Origin of the sequence: Kaistia soli DSM 19436, from assembly GCF_900129325.1 — a bacterium.
In the GTDB taxonomy this organism is placed as follows: domain Bacteria; phylum Pseudomonadota; class Alphaproteobacteria; order Rhizobiales; family Kaistiaceae; genus Kaistia; species Kaistia soli.
Map to the genome: position 1 here is coordinate 558,855 of NZ_FQUP01000004.1, position 26,146 is coordinate 585,000.

A 26,146-nucleotide genomic window follows, 5' to 3' on the forward strand; every position below is an offset into this window, starting at 1 on the left:
CTCCCAGAGCGATGCTTGGTGATTTTTAGGTTAGGGCGGCGGTAGAGCGGATGCGTGCAGCGCTTTCGCCATGTGGACGCGGCGACGCTGCCCGATCATCTCGATCTCGTAGACAACAAAGCCCTTGCGGCCATACCAGTCGATATTGAACGTCATCAGCGCGTTGGCGGTCAGCGTCAGGCGATCGCGCGATGTCTGCAGCGCCCGTCTTTCATCATAGGCAAGCAAGCGGTTGCCAACGCCGCGTCCCTTCGCAGCAGGTGCCACTGCGACGCTCTGGATATAGAGTTCGTCAGGACGAGCCTCGAGGATCAGCGCGCCGCAAAGCCCAGCTTCGTCCTCGGCGAGCCACACCTCCCACTCATCGAGGACCGCGTCATAGTCCCAGCTGAGCGGTGTCGGCGTCCCGCCGATGATCGTCCGGTTCGGCTCATAGGCAGCCCGCTGCATCGCGACGAGCGCGTCGCGATCGCTGGCGGCGGCTTGGCGCAGAACGATGCTGTCAGGCACTCCCCGTCCCCTCGCGGAGCGCGGCGAGGCTGAAGCGCTGGATACCGTCCTCACCGAAATTCGTCGGATCAAGCCATGCCTCGAAGGCCGCCTTGGCGCGCGGCCATTCATGATCGAGCATCGAGAACCAGGCCGTATCGCGATTGCGGCCCTTGACGATCATGTGATGGCGGAAGGTGCCTTCATAGGTGAAGCCGAGACGGAGCGCTGCGCGCCGCGACGGCGCGTTGAGGGCGTTGCACTTCCATTCATAGCGCCGATAGCCAAGATCCTCAAAGGCATGCCGGGCCATCAGATACATCGCCTCGGTTGCGCCGCGCGTCTGCTGCAGGAGGGGCGAATAGAGGATGTTGCCGACTTCGATCACCCGGTCGGTCGGGGCGATCCGCAGATAGGTGGCGTGGCCGACAGCCGCGCCGCTGGCACGATCGACGATCGCGAAAAGCAGAGGATCGGACTTCTCGGCCGCGGCTGCATAATGCGCGGTGAAGCTGGCGAGGTCCCCGAACGGGCCCGACGCCAGATAGGCCCAGAGGTCGTCGCGGCCGGCGATCGCCTCGAACAGCGCCGGCGCATGCACCGCGGCGTCAAAGGGCACGAGGCTGACCGCGTTGCCGTCGATCGTCACGCGGCGCGGGAATTCGGCCGGCACGGGATCGACGAGATCGCCGAGCGGCATCGTTCCGACGGGCGTACTCGCCATGGTCTCCCGGCGCTTGGGCACCGGAACGCCGCGGCGCTTCAGCTCCTGCTTGATGCTCTCGGGAATATCGCGGCAGCCGCAATTGGCCGCATGGTCGAGATGCCATGCGATGCGCTGGTCGAGCGTCGCATGGGGCGGCATCGGGTTGGCTTCATGCCAGGCCTTGTCGATCACGGCTCCCCCTCGGCGCTTCAATCGGCAGGACGTGACCGTCTCAGAAGCGCGTTTCGATCTCCCACTCCGCGCCGAGTTCGTCCTTCAGCGCCGCGGCGATCAGCTGGCCTTCGGCCCGCCAGACAATCTCTGCCTCCGGCGAGGGAAAGCCCGTCGCCGGAGGCAGGGAATCATCGATCACCGCGTCGAAGGCATCGCCCCACGCCTCGATACGATCGGCCAGATCGTCCGAGATGTCGAGATCGTCGATCTCGATCGGTTGGGGCGGCTTCCGTTCCGGCACGAGCCAGAGATGGAGGCCGATCCCTTCCGGGGCGATACGCAGATGCGGCATGGGTCCCGAACTCAATGATTGTCGCGCGGAATGCCCATTTCCTGCGCCACATGCTGGTACTTCACAGCCGGCTTCAGCACCATGCCTTCGTCGAACTGGTCGACGAGCACGCGCTGGATCTCCTGCCACGGCGTCTGGTTGCCAGCGAAGTGATAGCCGCCATGCTTCGACAGCTCGGCCTTGCGCTCGGCATATTCCTCCGTGGAAATGAGGATGTCCGCCGAACCCTTGCCAAGATCGATGCGCACCCGGTCACCGGTCCGCAGCAGCGCGAGGCCGCCATTGGCCGCAGCTTCAGGCGAGGCGTTGAGGATCGACGGCGAACCCGACGTGCCCGACTGGCGGCCATCGCCGATGCAGGGCAGCGCATGGATGCCGCGCTTGATGAGCGCCGCCGGCGGCTGCATGTTCACGACCTCGGCGCCGCCCGGATAACCGATCGGGCCGGTGCCGCGCATGAAGAGCAGCGTGTATTCGTCGATCTCGAGCGAGGGATCGTCGATGCGGTGGTGATAATCCTCCGGACCGTCGAACACGACCGCGCGGCCTTCGAAGGCATTCGGGTCGGCCGGGTTCGAAAGGTAGCGCTGGCGGAATTCGTCCGAGATAACGCTCGTCTTCATGATCGCGCTGTCGAACAGATTGCCGCGCAGGACGATGAAGCCGGCATCCTTCACGAGCGGTGCGTCATAGGGAAGGATGACGTCGAGGTCTTCGCTTTCGCGGCCACGGCAATTATCGGCAAGCGTCTTGCCGTTCGCCGTCATCGCATTGCGAATTTTGCCCTTCTTGACGAGCTCGTTGACGACGGCGGGGACGCCGCCGGCACGGTGGAACTCCTCGCCGAGATATTTGCCGGCCGGCTGCAGGTTGACCAGCAGCGGAATCTCGTAGCCGACCTCCTGCCAGTCATCCATCTTGATCGGCACGCCGGCATGCTTGGCGATCGCGTTGATGTGGATCTGCGCGTTGGTCGAGCCACCGATCGCCGAGTTGACGACGATCGCGTTCTCGATCGCCTCGCGGGTGATGATGTCGGAGGGCTTCAGATCTTCCCATACCATCTCCACGGCGCGCACGCCGGTCTCGTAGGCGATCTGGCCGCGCTCGCGATAGGGCGCGGGAATGGCGGCGCAGCCCGGCAGCGTCATGCCGAGCGCCTCGGCGAGCGCGTTCATGGTCGAGGCCGTGCCCATGGTGTTGCAATGGCCGACCGAAGGCGCCGACGAGGCGACGATCTCGATGAACTCGTCATAGTCGATCTCGCCGGCGGCGAGCCGCTCGCGGCTCTTCCAGACGATGGTGCCGGACCCGGCGCGTTCGCCCTTCCACCAGCCGTTCAGCATCGGGCCGCCCGAGAGGACGATCGCCGGGATGTTGACCGTCGCGGCGGCCATGATGCAGGCCGGCGTCGTCTTGTCGCAGCCCGTCGTGAGCACCACGCCGTCGAGCGGGTAGCCGTAGAGCACTTCGACCAGGCCGAGATAAGCAAGGTTGCGATCAAGCGCCGCGGTCGGCCGCTTGCCGGTTTCCTGGATCGGATGGACCGGGAATTCCATCGCCAGGCCGCCGGCAGCCGTGATTCCGTCGCGGACGCGCTTGGCAAGATCAAGGTGATGGCGGTTGCAGGGCGAGAGATCGGAGCCGGTCTGGGCGATGCCGATGATCGGCTTTCCCGACTGAAGCTCGTTCCGGGTCAGGCCGTAATTGAGGTAGCGCTCGAGATAGAGCGCCGTCATGCCGGGATTATCCGGATTGTCGAACCAGGCCTGCGACCGGAGCTTTTTGGATGTGGTAGAGGACATGAGTATCTCCCGGTTCAATCGGTTTGATTTTGGCCGGAGGATGCGCTGAAACATCATACGAAATCAACAAGCGAGTATGCCGCGGCGCCCCTGCCGCAATGCCGCACCGAAGCTGAGGAACGCCAGGGATGTTCAGGACCGTCGCACAGTTCGATCGCATCGGCGAGGAAAACGCCTTCGCCGTGCTTGCCCGAGCCACCGCGCTCGCCAGAGCCGGCCGCGACATCATCAATCTGGGGATCGGCCAGCCAGACTTTCGCACGCCCGATCATATCGTCGAGGCGGCGGTGAAGGCACTGCGCGATGGCGAACACGGCTATACGCCGGCAACGGGTATCCTGCCGCTGCGCGAGGCGGTTGCGGCTGACGTCACCAAGCGCACCGGGGCCCCTGTTTCCCCCGACAATGTCGTCATCGTGCCCGGCGGCAAGGTAACGATGTTCGCAGCGATCCTGATGTTCGGCGAGCCCGGTGCCGACATCCTCTACCCCGACCCTGGCTTCCCGATCTATCGCTCGATGATCGAGTTCACAGGTGCCAGGCCAGTGCCCGTTCCGATCCGCGAGGAGAACAGCTTCGCCTTCTCGGCCGAGGAGACGCTGGCGCTGATCACGCCGGCGACACGGCTGATCATCCTCAATTCGCCGGCCAACCCGACCGGCGGCGTCACGCCGAAGGCCGAGATCGACAAGCTCGTCGCCGGCCTCGCCGACCGGCCCGATATCGCGATTCTCTCCGACGAGATCTATGGCCAGATGACCTATGACGGGCTCGGCCACACTTCGCTGCTTTCCTATCCCGAGATCCGCGACCGCGTGATCCTGCTCGACGGCTGGTCGAAAACCTATGCGATGACGGGCTGGCGCATGGGCTATGCCGTCTGGCCGGAAGCGCTCGTCGACAAGGTGCGGAAGCTCGCCGTCAACTGCTGGTCCTGCGTCAATGCACCGGCTCAGTGGGCGGGCCTTGCCGCACTCACCGGGCCGCAGGATGCTGTTTCAGCCATGGTGGCGGAGTTCGACCGGCGCCGCCGCGTCGTGGTCGAGGAGGCGAACAAGCTGCCGGGCGTCTCCTGCGCCACGCCGAAGGGCGCGTTCTACGCCTTTCCGAACATCGGCATGACCGGCTGGAAGGCCAAGCCGCTGGCTTCGGCGCTTCTGGAAGAGGCCGGAGTCGCTACGATCGGCGGCCCGGATTTCGGCGTTCATGGCGAGGGCTATATCCGCCTCTCCTACGCCAATTCGACCGAGAACATCCTGAAGGCGATGGGCCGCATCGGCGACTTCCTCACGAAGAACGCCAAGGCTGCATGAGCCAGCTCTTGGACGGCCCAAAAGTCGAGTCCAATCATTGCCGGGGTCAAACCCGGCAATGACACTTCGATACACTGGGCGTTTGAAGGGCCAGAGCAAATCCTTGCCTACACGGCAGCGCTCGCCACGGTCTGTTCGATCGCGGTCTTGAGACCGGGCTCGATGCCGAGCCGGGCAGCGAGCATGTCGAGATAGCCGCGCTCGGCCGGGTGGTCGGGATTGATGGCCAGCAGCGAGGCGGCATAAAGCTGGATGGAATGCTCCTGGCTCGTTGCGAGCCCGACGACGCGATTGAAATCGAGCGGGGCGGCAAGCTCGCGGTCGAGGAAGGCCTGCTCCTCGGCGGTGAGGCCGTTTTCCGTGAGTTTCCCGAGGATCTTCTGCCGCTCCTCGTCGTCGACATGACCATCGGCCTTGGCGGCCGCGATCATCGCAATGATGATCGACAGAGCGGTGGCGTCCTCGGGTGTTGCAGTCTGCTGCGTCACGACGGGCGGCAGGCCCGTTCCGACCGGCGCCGGGGCCGGCGCCGCAGGCGCTGCGGGATTATTGATCTGATATTGCTGATAGGCCTTGTAGGCGAGCGTGCCGAGCGCCGCGAGACCGCCGAGCGTCAGCGCATTCGGCTTCAACTTGGAGCCCCCGCCCATCAGCACCGAGGCGAGACCGCCAGCGATGACCGTGGACATGCCGGGATTCTTCTTGGCGTAGTCGGTCACCTGGCCGAAAACGCCGCCAAGCCCACCGGCGCCACCGCCAGAGCCCGTCAGCCCGCCAAGGAGATCACCGAGGCCACCAAGGCCGCCGGGCGCACCCGAGCCACCTGCCGGCGAGCGGCCCGAAGTGCCGAGCCCGCTCGGGACGCCGGAGCGCCCCGTCTCAGCGCCGAGGAACTGATCCAGAAGCTTCTTGCCGTCGATCATGCCCGTCTCCCCACCTTTTTTGAAACATCAAGAGCAAGGTAGGAAGCAGGTGGCGGCGCCGCAAGCCGCGTCAGACGGCCTTAAGGGCGGCAGCCTCTGCGGCGAGCGTGGTGATCGCCGCCCAGTCGCCGGCCGCGACCGCCGCCGCCGGGGCAACCCAAGAGCCGCCGACGCACATGACATTCGGCAGCGCCAGATAGGTCGGCGCGTTCTTGAGGCTGACGCCGCCGGTCGGGCAGAACATCACGCCGGGGATCGGCGAGGACAGCGCCTTCAGATAGGGCGCGCCCCCTGCCTGTTCGGCTGGGAAGAACTTGGCCGCGCCATAACCCGCCTCAAGCAGCGCCATGGCCTCGCTGGCGGTTGCGATGCCCGGCAGAAGCGGCACCGGCGATCCGTCGGCATGAGCGAGCAGGCGCGGCGTCGCACCGGGGCTGACCAGGAAGGTCGAGCCGGCAGCGACCGCAGCGTCGAACTGTTTTTCATCGAGGATCGTGCCGGCGCCGACATTGGCACCCTCGACCTCGCCCTTGATCGCCCGGATGCATTCGAGCGCGGCCGGCGTGCGCAGCGTCACCTCGAGCGCCGTCAAGCCGCCGGCAACGAGCGCGCGCGCCAGCGGCACAGCGGTCTTCACATCCTCGATGATGAGCACCGGGACGACGGGGGCGGCTTTGACGATGGGGAAAAGGGCGGCGAGGTTCTGGGTCATGCGCGATTTGTAGCCAATGACGCGCCGCAGCGAAAGAGGCCGCGACGTCGGTTCTAGGCAGCACGGCCGAGCGGCGCATCGGCAATTGACCCGGCGAAGGGTTGGCTCTATCGCATGCGGCGTCGCACAATCCCTTGGGGGACGCCGGACCGGCATGATCGAACTCGACGCCGTGAGCCATGATTTCGACGGCCGGCCGGTCCTCGCGGGCATCAACCTCTCGCTCGCCGAGCAGCGGGTCGGAATCGTTGGTGCGAATGGCTCGGGCAAGAGTACCTTCGCTCGTCTCCTCAACGGCCTCGTCATTCCGAAGGCTGGCCGCGTCCTCATCGATGGCCTCGATACCGCGCATGAGGTCAAGGCCATCAGGCGCAAGGTCGGCTTCGTTTTCCAGAACCCCGACCACCAGATCGTGATGCCGATCGTCTCCGAGGATCTGGCCTTCGGGCTCAAGGCGCGGAAAGTGCCGAAAGGCGAGATCGCCAGCCGCATCGACGCGGCCCTTGCCCATTATGGCCTCGGCTATCTCAGGGAACGGCCGGTGCATCAGCTGTCGGGCGGCGAGAAGCAGCTTGTCGCGCTCTCGGCGGTCCTGGTGACGGAGCCGGAGATCATCGTCTTCGACGAGCCGACGACCCTTCTCGACCTCCGCAACCGCAACCGCGTGGCCGCCGCCATCGCGGAACTGCCGCATCAGACGATCCTGGTCAGCCACGATCTTGATCTCGTTGCGACATGCGAGCGCGTGCTGATGGTCGAGGACGGCCGGATCGTCGCGGACGGATCGCCCGGCGAGGTGCTGCGCTTCTATCGCGGGCAGATGCAATGACGGTAGGCCTTTACACCATCGGAAGCTCCTGGCTGCATCGCCTTCCGGCAGGCCCGAAGGTCGGCGCATTGCTGGCAGCCTCGCTCGCGCTTTTCCTCATTGCCTCGCCGCTGGCCGCACTCCTGGCTGTGCCGATCGCTGCCGGCGTCTATCTCTCGACGGGCGCGCCGCCGGGACGATTGTTGCGCGACCTGCGCGGACCGGCGCTCCTGATCGGCTTCGTCTTCCTGTTTCACCTCGCTTTCGGATCGGCCGAGGACGGCGCCCTCGCGGTTGCACGCTTTGGCACGCTGATCCTCCTCGCCAGCGCCGTCACGTTGACGACGCCAGTGTCCGAAATGGCGGAACTGGTCGAATGGCTGCTTGGACCGCTCGCCCGCTTCGGCTTCAGGCCCGAGAAGGTCGGCCTCGCCATCGCGCTCGCCATCCGCTTCATCCCGGTGATCGCCGAGGAATACCGCCATATCCGCGAGGCGCAGGCCGCGCGCGGGCTGGGCGGCAATCCGCTCGCCCTCATCGTGCCGCTGGTGATCCGCGCCCTGAAGGCCGCCGATGCGCTCGCCGATGCGATCGATGCCCGGGGTTATGACGCTTGAACCCACCCGTATCAGAGCGAATGATCCAACCCGGATGAATGGGGGCCATGAACCGATGACCAGAGACGTTTCCACCCGCGACATCGTCTATATCGCGCTGTTCGCCGCGCTGATGGCGGCGGTCAATCTCGTGCCGCCGATCTTTGTCGGCTTCCTGCCCGTGCCGATCACGGCGCAGACGCTTGGCGTCATGCTCGCTGGCTGCCTGATCGGCGCCAAGCGCGGCGGCCTCGCCATCCTCCTGTTCGTCCTGCTGGTGGCCCTCGGCCTGCCGCTGCTCGCGGGCGGCAATGGCGGCCTCGGCGTGTTCTTCGGTCCATCGGCCGGCTTCATCATCTCCTGGCCGATCGCGGCCTATGTGACGGGCTGGCTGACCGAGATGAACTGGAAGCGCATGAACGCTGTCTGGTTCTTCATCTTCTCGGTGATCGGCGGCATCGGCATCGTTTATCTCGTCGGCATTCCCTGGCTCGCCGTCGCGGCCAAGCTGTCGCTGTTCGACGCCGCCAAGGGCTCGCTGGTCTTCGTGCCGGGCGATCTCGTCAAGGCGGTCGCCGCCGCTCTGATCGCGGAGACGGTGCGCCGCTCCTATCCTCTGATGCAAAGCGCACGCTAAGATGAAAAAGGGCCGGCGCTGACGCCGGCCCTTTGATATTAGGAAGTGGATCGCCTCAGCGGGCGACGCGCACGCCGATCGACACGGGCTCATCAAGCAGCTTCGTCTCGGAGACGAAGCCTTCCGGCGTCCCATCGGTCGGACGGATGGTCTCGGCCAGCGTCTCAGCCTTCACCGTTGCCTCATGCGCGAAGACAGCATCGCCCGAGCCGTTGGCGAACTTCACCTCGATATGGATGCGGTCCGACACCTGCAGTCCCGCATCCTTTCGCGCCACCTGGACGAGGCGGATGAAGTCGCGCGCGATGCCCTCGCGTTCGAGCGCCGCGTCGACATGCGTATCGAGCACGACGACACCGGCCGCGCCGTCGAAGGCGACGGCGTCGAGGCCGTCATTGGCCTTGAAGCGCAGCTCATACTCGCCCGGCTCGATCGTCTCGCCGGCAACCGCGTAGCGTCCCTCGCCAAGCGCCGTCCACTGGCCGGCCCGCGCCGCGTTCAGCACGTCCTTCAGACCCTTGCCGAGCCGCTTGCCGATCTTCGGATCGACGGCGAGCACGACCTGGCCGAAGGCGGACGGGTCGACCGCCAGCACGACTTCCTTGACGTTGACCTCATCGGCGATGACGTCCTTGAGCAGCGCCAGCTTCTCGAAGCCGGGATGGGCGACGGTCAGCGAACGCAGCGGAAGGCGCGTGCGCAGGTTCTTGATTGTGCGGATCGACGCCGCGGCCGAAGCGACCGTGCGCGCGAGATCCATCCGCTCGACCAGCGCCGCATCGGCGACGAGGGCCTGCGCATCCGGCCAGTCGGCGAGATGCACGCTTTCCCCATCCACCAGCGCGCGATGGATATGCTCGGTCAGGAACGGCAGGAACGGCGCCAGCGCGCGCGTCATGGTGACGAGCACGGTATAGAGCGTGTCATAGGCCGCCTGCTTGTCGGCGTCCTTCTCACCCTTCCAGAACCGCTCGCGCGAGCGGCGGATGAACCAGTTGTTCAGCGCCTCGATAAAGGGCGGGAACGCGTTTGTCGCCCCTGCAAGGTCGAGCCGATCCATCGCGACCTCGATGCCGCGGATGAGGTCGCCCGTCTTCGCCAGGATATAGCGATCGAGTTCCGCCTCGGCAGAGGTGACCATCCGGCCCTTGATGCCGTCAATATTGGCGTAGAGCGTGAAGAACGAATAGGCGTTCCAGATCGGCAGCATCACCTGCCGCACGGTCTCGGCGATGGCGCGGCCGTCTTTCGGCATCGCGAGATCGCCGCCCGATAGAAGCGGTGAGGACACGAGATACCAGCGTAGCGCGTCAGCGCCATAGGTATTGAAGACGTCTATCGGATCCGGATAGTTCTTCAGCCGCTTCGAGAGCTTCTGCTTGTTCTCGTCGAGCACCACGCCATGGCAGATCACCTGCCGGAACGGCGCCTTGTCGAACAGTGCGGTCGACATGACCATCAGCAGGTAGAACCAGCCCCGCGTCTGCGCGACATATTCGACGATGAAATCGCCGGGGAAATGCTCGTCGAACCACTCCTTGTTCTCGAACGGGTAATGCGCCTGCGCAAACGGCATCGAGCCGCTTTCGAACCAGCAGTCGAGCACGTCCTCGACGCGCCGCATGACCGACTTCCCCGTGGGATCGTCGGGATTGGGGCGCGTCAGGTCGTCGACATAGGGGCGGTGCAGGTCATGCGGGCGCACGCCGAAATCCCGCTCGATTTCGTCGAGCGAGCCATAGACGTCGATACGCGGATAGTTCGGATCGTCCGACTTCCACACCGGGATCGGCGAGCCCCAGAAGCGATTGCGGCCGATATTCCAGTCGCGCGCATTTTCCAGCCACTTGCCGAACAGGCCGTCGCGGACATGCTCCGGCACCCAGGTGATGCCCTGGTTGAGCTCGACCATGCGATCCTTGAAGGCGGTGACCTTCACATACCAGGAGCGCAGCGCCTTGTAGATCAGCGGTTGGTCGGTGCGCCAGCAATGCGGATAATTGTGGTCGTAAGTCTCGTGGCGGAGCACATCGCCCTGATGCTTCAGGTCACGGATCACGTCCTTGTTGGCCTCGAAGACGTTCTTGCCCTGATAGGCCGGCACGAGATCGGTGAAATCACCGGCGAAATCGACCGGATCGACAACCGGGACACCGTTCGCCTGGGCCAGCGCCATGTCGTCCTCGCCGAAGGCGGGCGCGATATGCACGACGCCCGTGCCGTCGGTCATTTCGATGAACGAGCCGGCATGGATGCGGAACGCGCCATTCTCGCGTTCATTCGCGAAGAAGGGGAACAGCGGCTGATAGGTGCGGCCGACCAGATCGGCGCCCGTGACGGTCGCTACCTCGGCATAGCCGGTCAGTTCATGCGCATAGTTGGCAACCAGTGGCGCGCCAATGATCAGCCTTTCGCCGTCCTTCTCCAGCACCGCATAGTCGCCATCCGCCTTGACCGCGAGGGCCATGTTGGACGGCAATGTCCACGGCGTCGTTGTCCAGGCGAGCACCTTCGTCGGGAGCTCGCCCGGCAGCGGATCGAGCGTGAAGCCGACGGTCAGCGCCGGGTCCTGGCGCATGCGGAACGAATTGTCGAGGCGGGTCTCGGAGATCGAGAGCGATGTCTGCGCGGCCCAGGAATAAGGGACGACGCGGTAGCCCTCATAGACCAGTCCCTTGTCATAGAGCTGCTTGAACGCCCACATGGTGCTTTCCATGTAGGGCAGGTCCATCGTCTTGTAATCGTTTTTGAAATCGACCCAGCGCGCCGAGCGGGTGACATAATATTCCCAATCGGCGGTGAACTGCTGCACCGAGGTCCGGCAATGCTCGTTGAAGCGGGCCATGCCATATTTCAGGATCTCGATCCGTCCGGAGATGCCGAGTTCCTTCTCGGACTGCAATTCGGCAGGCAGGCCGTGGCAATCCCAGCCGAAACGGCGATCGACCACCTTACCGCGCATCGTCTGGTAGCGCGGCACCAGATCCTTCACGAAACCGGTGACGAGATGGCCGTAATGCGGCAGGCCGTTCGCGAAGGGCGGGCCGTCATAGAACACGAATTCGCTGGCACCCTGGTCGCGCCGCTGCGCGATCGAACGCTCGAAGGTCTCGTTCTCCTTCCACCACGCACCGATCGTTTCCTCGATCTTCGGGAACGACGGCGAGGGATCGGCGGCGGGATAAACGGTCTTCGCAGCGGTCGTGGCAGCTGTCATGGCGGATCGTCTTCAAACTGAAAGGGCGGAAATCGGCGCCTTCGATAGCGCCTTTGAGCGGCGGGCGCCACCCCTTGGGCAGGCGTGGCGCGCCGGACGGACAGATATGGGATCGCGACCCTCCGATTGGAAGGCGGATTGGATCAGCCGCGCTTTCGGCTGATTCGGTTCACATGGCCCATCTTGCGGCCGGGGCGGCTCTCGGCCTTGCCATAGAGATGCAGCCGCGCGCCGGGCTCGGCAGCAAGCGCGTGCCAGTCGTCCGCATCGGCGCCGATGAGATTGGTCATCACCGCATCGGAATGGCGTCGCGTATCGGCAAGCGGCCAGCCCGCAATGGCGCGGATATGGTTCTCGAACTGCGAGGCGCCGGCGCCATCCTGCGTCCAATGGCCGGAATTGTGCACGCGTGGCGCAATCTCGTTCACGACGAGACGCTCCGACGTCCCTTCCTCGACCAGGAACATCTCGACCGCCAGCAGCCCGACATAATCGAGCGCCTCGGCGATGCGGATGCCGAGCGCACGCGCTTCGGCGGCGGTCTCCGGCCGGATCGCAGCGGGCACAGTGGATGTATGAAGGATGTGATTGCGATGCACGTTCTCGGTGATGTCGTAGACGGCGGTCTCCCCGCCACGTCCGCGCACCACCAGCGCCGAGACCTCGCGCGCGAAGGAGATGAAACCTTCCAGGACTGCCGGGCGGTGGCCGAGCGCCTCATAGGCCGCGGCGGCATCGTCGCCCGGCATGATCTTCACCTGGCCCTTGCCGTCATAGCCGAACCGGCGCGTCTTGAGGATCGCCGGACGGCCGAGCCTCTCGAGCGCGGCCTCGAGATCGTTGAGACTGTCGACGGCGGCAAAGGGCGCGACATCGATGCCGAGCGAGCGCATCAGCTCCTTCTCGGAAAGCCGGTCCTGCGACGCCGCCAGCGCCCGGACGCCCGGAAGCACGGCGACCTGGTCGCTGAGGAATTCGGCCGTGGTCGCGGGGACGTTTTCGAACTCATAGGTAATGACGTCGACGGAACCCGCGAAAGCCGCGAGCGCAGCTTCGTTCTCATAGGAGGCGACCGTTCGCGCCGCAGCGACATCGAAGGCCGGACTCTCGCCATCCGGACAATAGATGTGGCAGCGGAAACCGAGTTCGGCGGCCGCGACGGCCAGCATGCGGCCGAGCTGTCCGCCACCGAGAATCCCGATGGTCGAGCCCGGCTTGAGGTTGTTCTCAGGCATCGCGCACCGGCTCCTCCGCGACCCGCGCCGTCTGGTCAGCGCGCCACTGGTCTAGCCGCGCGGCAAGCGCCGCGTCCTCGAGAGCCAGGATCGCGGCGGCGAGCAAAGCCGCATTGACGGCGCCGGCCCGACCGATGGCCAGTGTGCCGACAGGAACGCCAGCCGGCATCTGAACGATCGAAAGCAGACTGTCCTGGCCGGACAGCGCCTTGGATTCCACGGGAACGCCGAGCACCGGCAGCGGCGTCATCGCCGCGCACATGCCGGGCAGATGCGCGGCGCCACCGGCGCCGGCGATGATCACCTTGTGCCCTGCCGCGCGCGCGCCGGTCGCGAAGGCGACGAGGCGATCGGGCGTCCGATGCGCGGAGACGATGCGGTCGTCATGGCGAATGCCGAGCGCGTCGAGGGTTTCAGCGGCCGCCTTCATGGTCTGCCAGTCGGATTGGCTGCCCATGATGATGGCGACCGGCGCAGCGGATCCTGCCAAGCGCGTCTCTCCATGTCGTCGTGATGCGGCGGACACTATAAAGCTCGAACGATGCGCGCAAGCACGCGCCGGAAAAACTGCGCAGCCGTCGCGTAGGTTGCAGCTAAGGAATTGCGAAACCTGCGCAAACGATTTCCGTCATCGCCATCGTTAACCGAAGCTGAACCAGTTTGACCTCACCATTCCCTCCATGCCCGACCCGCGTATCGCCTCTCCGCTGCAGCAGCATTCCCCCGACCTGGACCGGCCGACGCGCCGCATGACCATTGCGGCCGAGGACGAACTCGCGGCCGTCCCGGTGGAGCAGCGGGCGCTGGTGGTGAGGCTCTCGCAGGAAGTTGCAGCGCTGCGCGCAGCGCTCGACCTCAGCCGCCACCGTATCGCGACCCTCGAGGTCGAGGCGGCCGTCGATCCGGTCTCCGGTCTTCTCAACCGCCGCACATTCGATCGCGAAGTGGAAAAGGCGGCAGCCTTCCGCAATCGCTACCAGACACCCGCTGTCGGCGTGCTCATTGCGATCGATGGTCTCGCCGCCGTCGCGGAGCGGCATGGGCAGCAAGTCGCCAATCGCGTTCTCGGTACGATCGGCGTGCGGCTGAAGGGCGTCATGCGCTCGTGCGACGTCGCCGCCCGCATCGATCCCTATCAGTTCGCGCTCGTCCTGTGGAACGCCGCCGCTGTGGATTGCCAGCCACGGCTCGACGCATTGCGGGCAGCGGTGGGCGGCATGGACCGTCTTCTTGAAGGGCGCGTCGCAGCCGTGAGCGCGCGCATCGCGGCGGCGCAGATCCAGCCCGATGAAACGCCGGACGGGCTCATCACGCGGATCGAGACGCTGCTCGGCGCGCGGCGCCGGGCCCCCCGCGGCTAGCGCCGATAATCAGGCGATGATGTCCGGCAGGAGCTGATCTTCAAGCACGGCGATCCGGTCCTTCAGCGCCAACTTCTTCTTCTTCAGCCGTTGGATGCGGAGCGGGTCGATCTTGCCCGTTTCGGACATCACGGAGATGGCGGCATCGAGATCGCTGTGCTCCTGCCTGAGGCGTGCCAGCTCGAACCGGATCTCCTGTTCTTCTTCCTCAGTCATACACACCCGACCCCGCCGCGCCGCCGCCGGAGGACGGCCGCTGCTCTCGGCAGGAGGATACATGCTCGTCTGGCGGCTTGCGAGCCGTTTCACCGCCAGCCCCTTGAACGAGGCTCGAATGCCTACACATCAGAAGAGGGAGATGGTCAGCCGGCGGTGTCACGAAAGCGTCATCAGGGCGCCGCGGCGTTCGACAGTCCCCCGGGTTTGTGGCACGATCCGCGTGCCGTCATTGCAAGCGAAGGGAGGCATTTCATATGTCCATGCTGTCGCATCTTGAAGCGCTGGAGCGTCGTCATGAGGCGCTCGACAAGGAAATCGAGGATGTGATGAAGACTCATCCCAGCATCGATCCACTCCAGATCAAGGCGCTCAAACGCAAGAAGCTTCAGGTCAAGGACGAGATTGCCAGATTGAAGGATGACACGACGATGCACTGAGCATCGGCCCAACGCACCAGTTTCGGAAAGCGCCGCGTTGCCACGCGGCGCTTTCTTTTTGTCCGCCTTATTCCGCCAGCTCGAGACGCGCGGCGCCGAGCCGGCGCGGCGCCTCGCTGGCGTGCTGCCGCGGCTTGGCGCCCGGTTTTAACCAGTCGAGCAGCAGCGCCAGCGCAAACAGCAGCGCCGCACCGACGCCGACGATCAGGCAATCGATGGCAAAAGACTTCATCGTCAGCATTGGATCGTTCGGAAGCATGAACACATCCTCGCGGATGATGTGCCCGATGACCGCGAGCAGCGTCGACAGCCAGAAGACAGGCAGCGTGTTGCGGCCGAGACTGACGATCCAGTTGTCATGCGTGAGCCTCGCCTTGAGGAAGGCTGGAATCGGGCTGCAGAGGATCACGTAAGCGAAGGCCAGGAGGTGGACGAGTCGGAAGAGCCCGACCCAGCTCTTGTTGAAGCCGGAGATCCAGACCCATTCCGGCAGCACCGGAAAGCGATCCCAGAGCGGCAGCATCACCAGCAGCGCCGCGGCGATCAGATAGGCAAGTGCGGCAGCATAGATGAGGGGCGACGGCGCGATCCGCGTCCCACGCCGCAGGTGGACGCCACAGCAGAAGCCGATGGTGAAGATCAGCTGCCAGGTCAGCGGGTTGAAGTACCAGACGCCGTTGCCCGGAAAGTTCGGCGGACCGAAATGGAATATGTTGGCCACGAGCCAGAGCACGGCGCTGCTCGCGAGCGCCAGCAACAGGCTGATCCGCGCCAGGATCATGATGAAGGGCAGCAGAGCCAACATGCCGATATACATCGGCAGGATGTTGAAGTTGCCGGTCTGGTAAGTCAGCGCACCAATGCCGAACAGCGACTGGACCGTCTGGTCCAGGATCCAGTGCCGCTCGTCGGGAATGAGCAGGTCGGGCTGATTGAGCCAGAGCGAGGCCCCCGCATAGACTGCGAAGCCGATCGCGATCGATGAAAGATGCGCGATGTAGAGGGTTCCGATCCGCTTGACGATCTGCGCGACTGAAAGTCCGGCCTGGCCGTTGACGAAGCGGGGATAATAAGCGAGTGCCGCCGATATACCCGCCAGGAGCACGAAGACTTCCGCCGCATCGGACAAACCGAAATTGCGATGGGTGAAGTTCGAGAACCAATTGCCGGGGATGTGATTGACAAAAATCGAAATCAGCGCGAGCCCCCGGAAGAAGTCGATCCGATAGTCGCGCGGCATCTTGCCCGAAATTGCCGTGTCCACCGCCGCCTCCGTCCGATCCACCTTCGCCGAGGCGGCTAACCACAAAAAAAGGCCAGCTTACGGCACGAGACGCGCCAATCAACGCTGGCCACGCCAAAAAAGGCGGTTCGGCCACAGCTCTTGCGTTGAAAAGCGCGCGGAAGGCGGCCGCGGGACCGCAGCCAGGAGACGATGATGTCTCTTGATATTATATCTTTCACTTATTATCTTGGGGCCATGGATACGATGCCCCCGGAAAAGCACCTCGGCTTCCTGATTAACGACGTTGCACGGCTTCTCCGTCGCGCTTTCGATCAGGCCGCACAAAGTTGCGCGCTGACGCGCGCTCAGTGGCAAGTCCTCGCCTTTCTCTATCACAACGAGGGCTCCAACCAAGCCGTCGTGGCCGAGGCCCTGGACGTCGAGCCGATCACGCTGTCGCGCCATATCGATCGTTTGGAGGGGCTCGGCTATGTCGTCCGCCTTCCCGATCCGTCCGACCGGCGGGCACGCCGCCTTCAGCTGACCCCAGCCGTGAAGCCGCACCTCCAGGCCATGAAGGCAATCGCCAACGATGTGCTGAAGTCGGCGCTCGAGGGCATGGACGAGACCGAGACCGCGCAGTTGGCCAATGCGCTGACGCTGATGCGCGCCAACATGGCGCGCTACGGCGCCGAGCCTGCGAGCGACTGCGTGGGGGCGATAGCGACCGCCGATTGCATCCCGCAGGAAGAAAAGAGTTTGTCGTGAGCGCCGAACCTGCCAAAGAGGCCGAGAAGCCCGCACCGCAGCTATCCGTCGTTGGCGAGGCTCCCCCACCGAAGCGACGCCGAAGCATGCGTTTCGTGCTGATGCTGGCGCTTCCGGTCGCCCTGGCAGTCGGCGGCGGCTATCTCTGGCTCACCGGCGGGCGCTACGCCTCGACGGACAATGCCTATCTCGAACAAAACCGCGTCGCGATCACGGCCGACCAGTCGGGGCGCATCGTCGAAGTGGCAGTGCATGAAAACCAGGCCGTCAAGAAGGGTGACCTGCTCTTCAAGATCGACCCGGAACCCTATGCGCTCGCGCTCAACCAGGCCGACGCCGCAGTTTCCGTGGCACGTCTTCAGGTCGAGCAGCTCCGGTCTACCTACCAGCAGGCGATTTCAGAAGAGAAGTCGGCAGAGGACACGCTCGACTACCAGCAGAAGGTGTTCAGCCGTCAGCAGGACCTTTTGAAGCGCGGCGTCAGCTCGAACGCCGATTTCGACACCGCACAGAATAATCTGAGCAGCGCCCAGCGAAACGTCACGCAGGCGAAGGAGAAGCTCGCAGGGGCCTTGACCGCGCTTGGCGGCAATCCTGACCTGCCGACCGACCAGCATCCAACTGTGATGCAGGCCGTGGCTGCGCGCGACAGCGCCGCACTCTCCCTCAAGCAGACGGCCGTGTTCGCCCCCGCCGATGGCATCGTCTCGCAGACAGATCGCCTCCGCGTCGGTCAATATGTGACCAATCCGGCCATGGCACCGACCGTGCTGATGAGCCTAGTCGAGACCAACACCTCTTATATCGAGGCGAACTTCAAGGAGACCGATCTCACTCACATGAAGATCGGCCAGCCGGCGACGGTCACCTTCGATGCCTATCCGGACCAGACATTCCATGCCCAGGTGGATTCGATCGATGCGGGCACGGGTTCGGCCTTTTCGCTGCTTCCGGCGCAGAACGCGACGGGCAACTGGGTGAAGGTCGTGCAGCGGGTTCCCGTTCGCCTCAAGATCGACGATCCGCTCGACATTGCCGCCGTCCCGACCGGACTGAGCGCGTCCGTCGCGGTCGATACGGGCTTCAAACGCTCGTTGCCCGGATTTGGCAGCGCGGCCGCCGCCCAGCCGGCGGCGGGCGGAGCCACGACAAGCCGCTGACGGCGGCGACCGCGAGATCTGCGGTCCGCCAGGAAACTGCCGATGACGACCACGAGCGCCGGACCTGTCGTTCCCTTCCGCGGGCTGATCACCGTCTCGATCATGCTCGCGACGATCATGCAGGTGCTCGACACCACGATCGCCAATGTGGCGCTGCCCTCGATGCAGGGTTCGCTGGGGGCGGCGCAGGATACGATCACCTGGGTCCTGACCTCCTACATCGTCGCGGCGGCGATCGCGACGCCGATCACCGGCTGGGTCGCCGACCGCATCGGCATCAAGCGGTTGTTCCTCACCTGCATCGTCGGCTTCACGCTCGCCTCGATGCTGTGCGGCCTCTCGACCAGCCTGATGCAGATGGTCGGCTTCCGTATTCTGCAGGGCGTTTTCGGCGCCGCACTAGTTCCCTTGTCGCAATCCGTGCTGCTCAGCATCAATCCGAAAGAGCGGCACGGCCAGGCCATGGCGATGTGGGGCGCCGGCATCATGGTCGGCCCGATCATCGGCCCGACGCTCGGCGGCTGGCTGACCGACAGCTTCAACTGGCGCTGGGTGTTCTTCATCAACCTGCCGGTCGGTATCGTCGCCTTTCTCGGCATCTTCTTCTTCATGGCCGAAGGCGCGATCCGCCAGCGGAAGTTCGATTTCTTCGGCTTCGCGTTTCTCTCGCTCGGCATCGGCGCACTGCAGATGATGCTCGACCGCGGCGAGCAGCTCGACTGGTTTTCGTCGCCCGAGATTCTCATCGAAGCGAGTCTCGCCGCCATCGGCTTCTGGGTCTTCACCATTCACATGGCGACGTCCAAGCTGACCTTCATCGATCCGCACATCTTCAAGGATCGCAATTTCGTCACCGGCCTCGTCTTCATCTTCATCATCGGCATCATCCTGCTCGCCACCATGGCGCTGCTGCCGCCAATGCTGCAGAATCTCTATGGCTATCCGGTCATCACCACCGGCGTGATCCTCGCGCCGCGCGGTGTCGGGACGATGATCGCCATGATGCTGGTCGGCCGCCTTGTCGGCCGGCTCGACGCCCGTCTTCTGATCCTCGTCGGCCTCTCCCTCACCTCATGGTCCCTCTATGAGATGACGACATGGTCGCCGGAAATGGGCTCGCTGCCGTTCATGATCACAGGCGTGACACAGGGCTTCGGGCTCGGCTTCGTGTTCGTGCCGCTGTCGACGATTGCCTTCGCGACTCTGCCGCCGCATTGGCGCACCGACGCAGCCAGCCTGTTCAGCCTGGTGCGCAATCTCGGCTCGTCGATCGGCGTTTCGATCGTCGCGACGCTCCTGTCCCAGAACACGCAGGTCTATCACCAGTCGCTCGCCGGCCACGTCACCGCAACCAACCCGGCATTGCCGGCCGATATCGCGAATGGCAGCCTCAGCGCGATGGCATCGCTCGACGCGTTCATCACGCGCGAAGCCGCCTTCGTCGCTTATATCGACGACTTCAAGTTCATGATGTTCGTGACGCTGACGACGATCCCGCTGCTGCTTCTGCTGCGCAACAAGCCTCAGTCCGGACCCGCCGAACACGTCGCGCTGGACTGACCGGCCGGCATCCCTTCTCTTCGGCGCAGTCACCTTCGTCTCGCCTGGGGTCCCTACCCCCCGACCAGCGAGACGGCGGCGCCGATTCCGCCATCGAGCCGTTCAAGCGTCAAGCCGGCGAGCGCGCCGAGGATGACGACGCTCCAGGCAGGCCAGCGCGCGAGCGTCAGCAGCCCCCAGGCTGCCAGCGCGAAGGCTGCGTCACCAGGGCGATGCACCGCCGTGCGGAAGACCGGATCGTAGAGAGCCGCCGCCAGCAGCCCGACCACCGCCGCATTGACGCCGACGAGGGCGCGTCGCATCGGCTGATATCCGCCGATCCGGCGCCAGAATGGCAGTACGCCGACGATGAGCAGGAAGCCGGGCGCAAAGAGGGCGAGGGTCGCGAGCAGTGCGCCAGCCATCGCGTTCGGCACGGCGGCGACGGCCCCCAGAAACGATGCGATCGAGAACAGCGGGCCCGGCATTGCCTGTGCGGCGCCATAGCCCGCCACGAAGCTCTCCGCCGGCACGAACCCGAACGCAACGACGCTTCGTTCGAGCAGCGGCAGCACAACATGTCCGCCGCCGAAGACCAGCGCCCCGGCGCGGTAGAACGCATCCGCGAGCGCGAACACGGGCGATCCCGTCACGCTAGCGGCGAGCGGCAATCCCGCGAGAAGCAGCACGAACACGGCCAGGGCGCCGAAAGCAAGGCCTCGCGAGCCGATCGCCTCCCGCGGCCGCGACGGCGACAATTCGGCGAGCGGCACAAGGGTCCCGAGCAACGCCGCAGCCAGGATCGCAGCGAGTTGCGTCAAGCTGCCAGGAAAGACGAGCGCCAGGGCGGCAGTGACGACCGCGACGGCGCCAGTCCGGCGATTGGCGGCCAGTGACCCCGCCATGCCGCGCACCGCCTCGGCGACCACGGCGACCGCGACAAGCGCGAGGCCGCCGAGCAATCCCCGATCAATCTCCGCCCCACCCGACAGCGCCATGCCGAGGCCCGCCATGATGAGCCCAGAAGGCAGCGTGAAGCCGGCAAATGCCGCCAGGGCTCCGGACAACCCACGTTTCTCATAGCCAATCCCCATGCTGACCTGGCTCGATGTCGGGCCGGGCAGGAATTGGCACAGCGCCACAAGATCCGCATAGGCGGGCTCCTCGATCCAGCCGAGCCGAATAACGAAGGCGTCACGGAAATAGCCAAGATGCGCCACAGGCCCACCAAAAGCGGTGAGCCCGAGCCGCAGGAAGGCCAGGAAGATCGTCAGTGCTCCTGGGGCAGTCGTACTTGCCGCTTGATGAGGATCGCGCATCATCCGATCCTGAAGGGCAGGCAAGACAGCCGCAAGACGGTCCCTAGCGAGGGCGCCAGCCTTTGAATGGCGTCTCTGCGACGGGGCTCAAAGGGGGCTTGCCGGCGGCCCATGCAAGCAGGTTGTCGACGACACGCTGGCCCATGGCGTCGCGCGTATGCACCGAGGCCGAGCCGACATGAGGCAGCAGGACCGCATTGTCGAGCGCCATCAGTTCCGCAGGAACCTGTGGCTCCTTCTCGAACACGTCGAGGCCGGCAGCATGAATCCGGCGCTCCTTGAGCGCCGCGATCAACTCGGCCTCGTCAACGACAGTGCCACGCCCGATGTTGATGAGAATGCCGCGCGGCCCCAGCGCGTCGAGCACGTCCTTGCCGATCAGCTTGTCCGTCGCCGCGCCGCCGGGGAGAACGCTGACGATCGTGTCGACATCGCGCGCCATCTCGACGAGGTCAGGATAGTAACGATAACCGACATCATCCTGTGGTCGGCGGTTGTGATAGACCACCGGCACGCCGAAGGCCTCGAGCCGCCGCGCGATCGCCTTGCCGATACGCCCGAGCCCTACGATCCCGACGGAGCGGTCGCGCAATGTCGCGCCGCTCAACGGATAGGGGCCGGATGGCCAGCGACCGGCGCGCAGATAGCGTTCGGCGGCCGAGAATTCACGCACGGTCATCAGGACGAGGCCCAGCGCCGTATCGGCGACCTCCTCCGTCAGCACGTCAGGCGTATTCGTGACGATGATGCCTTTGGCGCTCGCATGCTTGGCGTCGATCTTGTCATATCCGACACCGAAATTGGCGATGATCTGCAGATGCGGAAGCGCATCGATGAGCGCGGCATCTACTGCGCCGCCCGCCGCTATGCCGCCGATATGCGGGGCGATCGCCGCAAGGGCAGCGGGTTGATCGTCGCGCAGATAGAGCCTGTGCACCGTGAAATGCGCGTCCAGGGTGCGCTCGATATTCTCCGACATGCGGGCGGGCATGAGAATTTGGGGCCGTGACATCGGGCGGCGTCTCCTCGGGGGATGGGTTCAAGCGGATGGAACAAAGCGGGTCGAGGCTCGGATCCTGAGCTCCGGCTCGATCAGAATGCGTGTCGGCGTCGCAGGCTCCCCGTGGATCTGTGCGCTCAGAAGGCTGGCGGCGAGGCTGCCTATCTCCTCGGCAGCGTTAAAGACGGAGGTCAGTGCCGGCGCCGACCATGCCGCACCGTCAGTGTCGTCATACCCTGCAACCGCGACATCACGCCCGGGTTCCAGCCCCGCATGACGCAACGCCGACATCAGTCCGGACGCAACAAGGTCGTTGAAGCCGAACAGCGCTGTCGGCGGCGAGGGAAGCGCCAGCAGCGTCGTGGCTGCTTCGCGAACCGCGGCCTGCGTCATCGTCTCCGGTACGTCCAATAACGGATCGACCTCGATGCCAGCCTCTGCCAGCGCCGCGACGTAGCCCGCGTGACGCTCGCGGCCGGCGCTCGTGGCACGTCGCCCACCGACAAAGGCGATGCGCCGATGCCCTTCGGCCACGAGATGCCGTGTCAGGGCTCGGCCACCGGCGAAATCATCGCCTCGTACCATCGGCACGGCGATATCGGCGACCTCTCGGCAGATCATGACGAAGGGCAGCCCTGAATCAACGATGCGCGCCACGTCGTCCGCATCGGTACCGATCGCAGGACACATGATCAGCCCGTCGGCGCGATGCTGCATGAGCGTGTCGACGAATGTCCGCTGCCGGCGGATGTCATCGGCATGATTGCAGATCATGATCGCAAGTTCACGCTCGTTGAGCGCCGCCTCGAGGGCCCGGAAAATCTCCGCGAAATAGGGATTGATGACGTCATGCACCATCACGCCGACCATATTGGTGCGTGCAGTCCGAAGACTGGCTGCCGAACGATTGGCGACATAGCCAGCTTCTGCGGCCAGCGCCTGCACACGCAGCCGCGTCGCATCGGCAACGAGGGGCGAATCGCGCAGCGCCAGCGAGATGGTGGCCGTCGACAGACCAAGCTCCGCGCCGAGCATGCGCAAGGTCAGTCCGCGGCGTCCCCCGCGGAGCCGCGCCGCAGTCGAAAGGCCGCGCGTCTCGTCGCGATCCGCCATCATCCCTCCACCAGGCCGGCCAAGCGCCAGAGCAACCCGTGCAGGCCCTTTGCTCATTCGCTTAAACCAATTTAGGTTCTGGCAAAATCGGATTTTGGCAAAGCGGGACAGGAACGCATCATGGCAGGCAGCACCGTTGGCTTCATCGGCCTCGGCTATATGGGCGAGGGTATGGCTGCCAATCTGATGGCGAAGGGCAACACGCTGCTCGTCATGGCCAATCGCCGGCGGGACGCGGTCGAGCGCCTCGTGGCGGACGGCGCCCGCGAGGTGGCGAGCGCCGCGGAAATGGCGTCACTCGCCGACGCGATCTTCCTCTGCGTGACCGGCTCGCCTGAGGTCGAAGCCATCATCGAGGGCAAGGATGGCATCCTGTCCGGTGCGAAGCCTGGCCTGATCGTCATCGATTGCAGCACGGCAGAGCCGGATTCGACACTTCGCCTCGCCGAGGTTCTCGCAGCAAAGGGCGCCAGCCTCGTCGACGCGCCGCTCGGCGGCACGCCAGCCGGAGCCAAGGCCGGTACGCTCCAGGCGCTGGTCGGCGCATCGGACGCCGATTTCGCGCGCGCGCAGCCGCTTATCGCCTGCTGGGCCGCTACCATCGTCCATGTCGGCCCCGTCGGGGCTGGCCACAAGATGAAGCTGATCAACAACTTCCTCTCGCTCGGCTATGCCGCTCTCTATTCCGAAGCTCTGGCGCTGGGCGCCAAGGTCGGAATCGATGCCGAGACCTTCCACTCCGTCATCGGCCAGGGCCGCATGCGCTGCGGCTTCTACGATACCTTCATGACCTACGTGATCAAGCGTGACGAGAACGCGCATCAGTTCACGATCGCCAACGCCTACAAAGATCTGCGCTATCTCGGCGGCATGGCCGATAGCGCGAAACTCGTCAATCCGCTCGGCAGCGCCGTCAAGAACCAATTCGCGGCCATGTCTGCCGCAGGCCAGGCGGAAAAATACGTCCCGATGCTGTCGGATTTCGTTGCCGAGGCGAATGGCGTGAGGCCAAAGCAATAATCGAGCATCGGCTAGGAGCGACATTCGCACGCTCAGGGTCATCGATATATGCGTGTCATGGCAAATGCCGCATGTCTCTATCGGGTCGGCGGGACCGAAGGCCCAGGGAGGAGCACAGACAGACCATCTACATGGGCCTGCCGAATTGCTCGATGATACTTTGGCCGTACGAACTCTGCTGCTCGGCGACTTCGATCAGACCCTCTTCTACAGAAGACGGCCATCGGCAGCGCACCCACAACTGAACTCGAGCCTCGAATCCGGCTTCACTTTCGGGCAGGGCGCGACGCTGCAGCGATCAATCACTGCGCAATGCGCGGTGGCGGGTTCTGGGGCGGCACGAGGAGCAGCCTTCCAAGTACCGAGAACGACAGGCCCCCCGCCTGAGTGCTGCTTTGTGGGAGGCTTGTGTGGGTAGGGATGCGTTTAGGTGGGGGGCGTTTGTTGTGGGCGATGTCGGCGCGTGGATCGCGCCTGCGAGCGTGAGGGGTGTTCAGATGCCTGACGCTCTGCTTGTGTTGTTGCCTGTGCCGCTGCTCACGCGCGCGGCTTGTCGGTTGCTTTCAGGCGCGTCATCTCAGCCTGGGCGGCGGGTTCGCTTCGGGGTGCTGCGGGGCTTGGAGCGCGACCTTTGGTTACCCGCCGTTCGGCGGTTGCATCGTGGATCGCGTCTGTTGGGGAACATGGTTGTCCTGGCGGCTGTCCGCCCCCTCCCCCCACCGGCGGCAGCGCCTTGGGGCGGCTCTTATGTTTCGCATGGAGCGGGCCGTGTTGTGTTGCCGCCGGAGCCGGGCCGTCGCCCCCCACCTTCCGCTGTTCGCGGACGACAAAAAGCCCCGGCGGGCATTTCTGCGCGTCGGGGCTTTTTGAAAGGGTGTGAAGAGAGATTGGATACGAACTTTGCAGGCCTGGCGGCGACCTACTCTCCCGTGTCTTAAGACAAAGTACCATTGGCGCGGAGGAGTTTAACGGCCGAGTTCGGAATGGGATCGGGTTCAGGCTCCTCGCCATGACCACCAGGCCGGCAAAGTTCGTATCGGATTTGAAGAAGCTGTTGTCACTGACGCTTCATCCGTCGGGATGAGCATGGATTAATGAGGGCGATCAAGCCTATCGAGTGATTAGTACCGGTAAGCTACATGCGTTGCCGCACTTCCACACCCGGCCTATCGACGTGGTGGTCTACCACGACTCTCAAGGGAAAACTCGTTTTGAGGTGGGTTTCCCGCTTAGATGCTTTCAGCGGTTATCCCGTCCGTACGTAGCTACCCTGCAATGCGGCTGGCGCCACAACAGGTCCACCAGAGGTACGTCCATCCCGGTCCTCTCGTACTAAGGACAGATCCTCTCAATTTTCCTACACCCACGGCAGATAGGGACCGAACTGTCTCACGACGTTCTGAACCCAACTCACGTACCACTTTAATCGGCGAACAGCCGAACCCTTGGGACCTTCTCCAGCCCCAGGATGTGATGAGTCGACATCGAGGTGCCAAACGATGCCGTCGATATGGACTCTTGGGCATCATCAGCCTGTTATCCCCAGAGTACCTTTTATCCGTTGAGCGATGGCCCGTCCACGTGGGACCACCGGATCACTATGGCCGTCTTTCGACTCTGCTCGACTTGTCAGTCTCGCAGTCAGGCGGGCTTATGCCATTGCACTCGACGAGCGATTTCCGACCGCTCTGAGCCCACCATCGCGCGCCTCCGTTACACTTTGGGAGGCGACCGCCCCAGTCAAACTACCCACCATGCACTGTCCCGGACCCGGATGACGGGCCGCGGTTAGATATCCATATTCACAAGGGTGGTATTTCAAGGATGGCTCCATCCGAGCTGGCGCCCGAACTTCAAAGCCTACCACCTATCCTACACATGCAAACACGAATACCAGTGCAAAGTTGTAGTAAAGGTTCATGGGGTCTTTCCGTCTGACCGCGGGAACCCCGCATCTTCACGGGGAATTCAATTTCACTGAGCGGGTGCTGGAGACAGCGGGGAAGTCGTTACGCCAT

General features: G+C 64.5%; 24 protein-coding genes and 2 rRNA genes (1 of these 26 running past the window's edge). 10 read left to right on the forward strand and 16 right to left on the reverse strand.

What is annotated here, in order from left to right; genetic code table 11:
* Positions 1–30: 30 nt before the first annotated feature.
* The 4 genes from BUB39_RS25550 to BUB39_RS19365 are packed head-to-tail and all read right to left on the reverse strand — an operon-like array spanning position 31 to position 3,526.
* Positions 31–510 (reverse strand): GNAT family N-acetyltransferase, encoded by a 480-nt coding sequence (locus BUB39_RS25550; RefSeq protein ID WP_175561902.1) that lies wholly within the window; start codon positions 508–510, stop codon positions 31–33.
* A complete protein-coding gene (locus BUB39_RS25555) occupies positions 503–1,387 on the reverse strand; it encodes a GNAT family N-acetyltransferase (protein WP_244540306.1) in 885 nt (294 codons plus the stop codon). The genes BUB39_RS25550 and BUB39_RS25555 overlap by 8 nt, the downstream gene beginning before the upstream one ends.
* A 40-nt stretch (positions 1,388–1,427) precedes the next feature.
* Positions 1,428–1,721 carry a hypothetical protein gene (locus tag BUB39_RS19360; RefSeq protein WP_073056740.1) on the reverse strand — a complete coding sequence of 98 codons (294 nt, stop codon included), beginning with the start codon at positions 1,719–1,721 and terminating at the stop codon, positions 1,428–1,430.
* 11 nt (positions 1,722–1,732) lie between these two features.
* Positions 1,733–3,526, reverse strand: a complete 1,794-nt coding sequence (locus BUB39_RS19365; protein WP_073056742.1) for an IlvD/Edd family dehydratase — start codon at positions 3,524–3,526, stop codon at positions 1,733–1,735.
* A gap of 128 nt (positions 3,527–3,654) precedes the next feature.
* Here BUB39_RS19365 and BUB39_RS19370 point away from each other — a divergent pair, with 128 nt between their 5' ends.
* Positions 3,655–4,839, forward strand: a complete 1,185-nt coding sequence (locus BUB39_RS19370; RefSeq protein WP_073056745.1) for a pyridoxal phosphate-dependent aminotransferase — start codon at positions 3,655–3,657, stop codon at positions 4,837–4,839.
* A gap of 107 nt (positions 4,840–4,946) precedes the next feature.
* On the opposite strand, the gene BUB39_RS19375 is transcribed toward BUB39_RS19370, so the two are convergent.
* Entirely contained in the window at positions 4,947–5,762 is an 816-nt protein-coding gene (locus tag BUB39_RS19375; protein WP_073056748.1) for a tellurite resistance TerB family protein, read from the reverse strand.
* Positions 5,763–5,832: 70 nt separating this feature from the next.
* Positions 5,833–6,474, reverse strand: coding sequence for a 2-dehydro-3-deoxy-phosphogluconate aldolase (locus BUB39_RS19380; protein WP_073056750.1), 642 nt, complete (start codon positions 6,472–6,474; stop codon positions 5,833–5,835).
* Between the two features lie 154 nt (positions 6,475–6,628).
* Between BUB39_RS19380 and BUB39_RS19385 the strand changes: the two genes are divergently transcribed.
* Genes BUB39_RS19385 through BUB39_RS19395 form a run of 3 tightly spaced genes read left to right on the forward strand, consistent with a single transcriptional unit; the run spans position 6,629 to position 8,515 of the window.
* A complete protein-coding gene (locus tag BUB39_RS19385) occupies positions 6,629–7,303 on the forward strand; it encodes an energy-coupling factor ABC transporter ATP-binding protein (RefSeq protein ID WP_073056752.1) in 675 nt (224 codons plus the stop codon).
* Entirely contained in the window at positions 7,300–7,899 is a 600-nt protein-coding gene (locus BUB39_RS19390) for an energy-coupling factor transporter transmembrane component T family protein (RefSeq protein ID WP_073056755.1), read from the forward strand. The genes BUB39_RS19385 and BUB39_RS19390 overlap by 4 nt, the downstream gene beginning before the upstream one ends.
* A gap of 55 nt (positions 7,900–7,954) precedes the next feature.
* Positions 7,955–8,515 carry a biotin transporter BioY gene (locus BUB39_RS19395; RefSeq protein WP_073056995.1) on the forward strand — a complete coding sequence of 187 codons (561 nt, stop codon included), beginning with the start codon at positions 7,955–7,957 and terminating at the stop codon, positions 8,513–8,515.
* A gap of 55 nt (positions 8,516–8,570) precedes the next feature.
* On the opposite strand, the gene ileS is transcribed toward BUB39_RS19395, so the two are convergent.
* From ileS to purE, 3 genes are all read right to left on the reverse strand, one after another.
* Positions 8,571–11,732, reverse strand: coding sequence for an isoleucine--tRNA ligase (gene ileS / locus BUB39_RS19400; protein ID WP_073056758.1), 3,162 nt, complete (start codon positions 11,730–11,732; stop codon positions 8,571–8,573).
* 143 nt (positions 11,733–11,875) lie between these two features.
* Entirely contained in the window at positions 11,876–12,967 is a 1,092-nt protein-coding gene (locus BUB39_RS19405; protein ID WP_073056761.1) for a 5-(carboxyamino)imidazole ribonucleotide synthase, read from the reverse strand.
* Positions 12,960–13,424 (reverse strand): 5-(carboxyamino)imidazole ribonucleotide mutase, encoded by a 465-nt coding sequence (purE, locus tag BUB39_RS19410; RefSeq protein WP_073056997.1) that lies wholly within the window; start codon positions 13,422–13,424, stop codon positions 12,960–12,962. Before purE ends, BUB39_RS19405 begins: the two co-directional genes overlap by 8 nt.
* Before the next feature lie 223 nt (positions 13,425–13,647).
* Here purE and BUB39_RS19415 point away from each other — a divergent pair, with 223 nt between their 5' ends.
* A complete protein-coding gene (locus BUB39_RS19415; RefSeq protein WP_073056764.1) occupies positions 13,648–14,328 on the forward strand; it encodes a GGDEF domain-containing protein in 681 nt (226 codons plus the stop codon).
* A gap of 9 nt (positions 14,329–14,337) precedes the next feature.
* Here the strand turns inward: BUB39_RS19415 and BUB39_RS19420 are convergent, their stop codons facing one another.
* Positions 14,338–14,544: a YdcH family protein gene (locus BUB39_RS19420; RefSeq protein ID WP_073056767.1), complete on the reverse strand. Its 207-nt coding sequence runs from the start codon at positions 14,542–14,544 to the stop codon at positions 14,338–14,340.
* 257 nt (positions 14,545–14,801) lie between these two features.
* Between BUB39_RS19420 and BUB39_RS19425 the strand changes: the two genes are divergently transcribed.
* On the forward strand, positions 14,802–14,984 hold the full coding sequence (locus BUB39_RS19425) for a YdcH family protein (protein WP_073056770.1): 183 nt from the start codon (positions 14,802–14,804) through the stop codon (positions 14,982–14,984).
* A 67-nt stretch (positions 14,985–15,051) separates the two neighbouring features.
* Here BUB39_RS19425 and BUB39_RS19430 read toward each other — a convergent pair whose 3' ends face one another.
* Positions 15,052–16,248 carry an OpgC family protein gene (locus BUB39_RS19430; RefSeq protein WP_073056773.1) on the reverse strand — a complete coding sequence of 399 codons (1,197 nt, stop codon included), beginning with the start codon at positions 16,246–16,248 and terminating at the stop codon, positions 15,052–15,054.
* A gap of 174 nt (positions 16,249–16,422) precedes the next feature.
* Here BUB39_RS19430 and BUB39_RS19435 point away from each other — a divergent pair, with 174 nt between their 5' ends.
* Genes BUB39_RS19435 through BUB39_RS19445 form a run of 3 tightly spaced genes read left to right on the forward strand, consistent with a single transcriptional unit; the run spans position 16,423 to position 19,697 of the window.
* Entirely contained in the window at positions 16,423–16,977 is a 555-nt protein-coding gene (locus BUB39_RS19435; RefSeq protein ID WP_244540307.1) for a MarR family winged helix-turn-helix transcriptional regulator, read from the forward strand.
* Positions 16,974–18,137: an HlyD family secretion protein gene (locus tag BUB39_RS19440; RefSeq protein WP_073056775.1), complete on the forward strand. Its 1,164-nt coding sequence runs from the start codon at positions 16,974–16,976 to the stop codon at positions 18,135–18,137. Before BUB39_RS19435 ends, BUB39_RS19440 begins: the two co-directional genes overlap by 4 nt.
* A gap of 42 nt (positions 18,138–18,179) precedes the next feature.
* Positions 18,180–19,697 carry a DHA2 family efflux MFS transporter permease subunit gene (locus BUB39_RS19445; RefSeq protein ID WP_073056778.1) on the forward strand — a complete coding sequence of 506 codons (1,518 nt, stop codon included), beginning with the start codon at positions 18,180–18,182 and terminating at the stop codon, positions 19,695–19,697.
* Positions 19,698–19,750: 53 nt separating this feature from the next.
* On the opposite strand, the gene chrA is transcribed toward BUB39_RS19445, so the two are convergent.
* The 3 genes from chrA to BUB39_RS19460 are packed head-to-tail and all read right to left on the reverse strand — an operon-like array spanning position 19,751 to position 23,108.
* Positions 19,751–20,995 (reverse strand): chromate efflux transporter, encoded by a 1,245-nt coding sequence (gene chrA / locus BUB39_RS19450; RefSeq protein WP_210187108.1) that lies wholly within the window; start codon positions 20,993–20,995, stop codon positions 19,751–19,753.
* Positions 20,996–21,038: 43 nt separating this feature from the next.
* Entirely contained in the window at positions 21,039–22,007 is a 969-nt protein-coding gene (locus tag BUB39_RS19455; RefSeq protein WP_073056782.1) for a 2-hydroxyacid dehydrogenase, read from the reverse strand.
* Positions 22,008–22,034: 27 nt separating this feature from the next.
* Complete coding sequence (locus tag BUB39_RS19460) at positions 22,035–23,108, reverse strand: LacI family DNA-binding transcriptional regulator (protein WP_073056784.1); 1,074 nt, start codon at positions 23,106–23,108, stop codon at positions 22,035–22,037.
* A 120-nt stretch (positions 23,109–23,228) separates the two neighbouring features.
* Here BUB39_RS19460 and BUB39_RS19465 point away from each other — a divergent pair, with 120 nt between their 5' ends.
* Positions 23,229–24,128 carry an NAD(P)-dependent oxidoreductase gene (locus BUB39_RS19465; RefSeq protein WP_073056786.1) on the forward strand — a complete coding sequence of 300 codons (900 nt, stop codon included), beginning with the start codon at positions 23,229–23,231 and terminating at the stop codon, positions 24,126–24,128.
* A 906-nt stretch (positions 24,129–25,034) separates the two neighbouring features.
* Here the strand turns inward: BUB39_RS19465 and rrf are convergent.
* Positions 25,035–25,149, reverse strand: a 5S ribosomal RNA gene (gene rrf / locus BUB39_RS19470).
* A gap of 79 nt (positions 25,150–25,228) precedes the next feature.
* Positions 25,229–26,146: ribosomal RNA gene (locus BUB39_RS19475) — 23S ribosomal RNA — on the reverse strand; it runs 1,846 nt beyond the window's last position.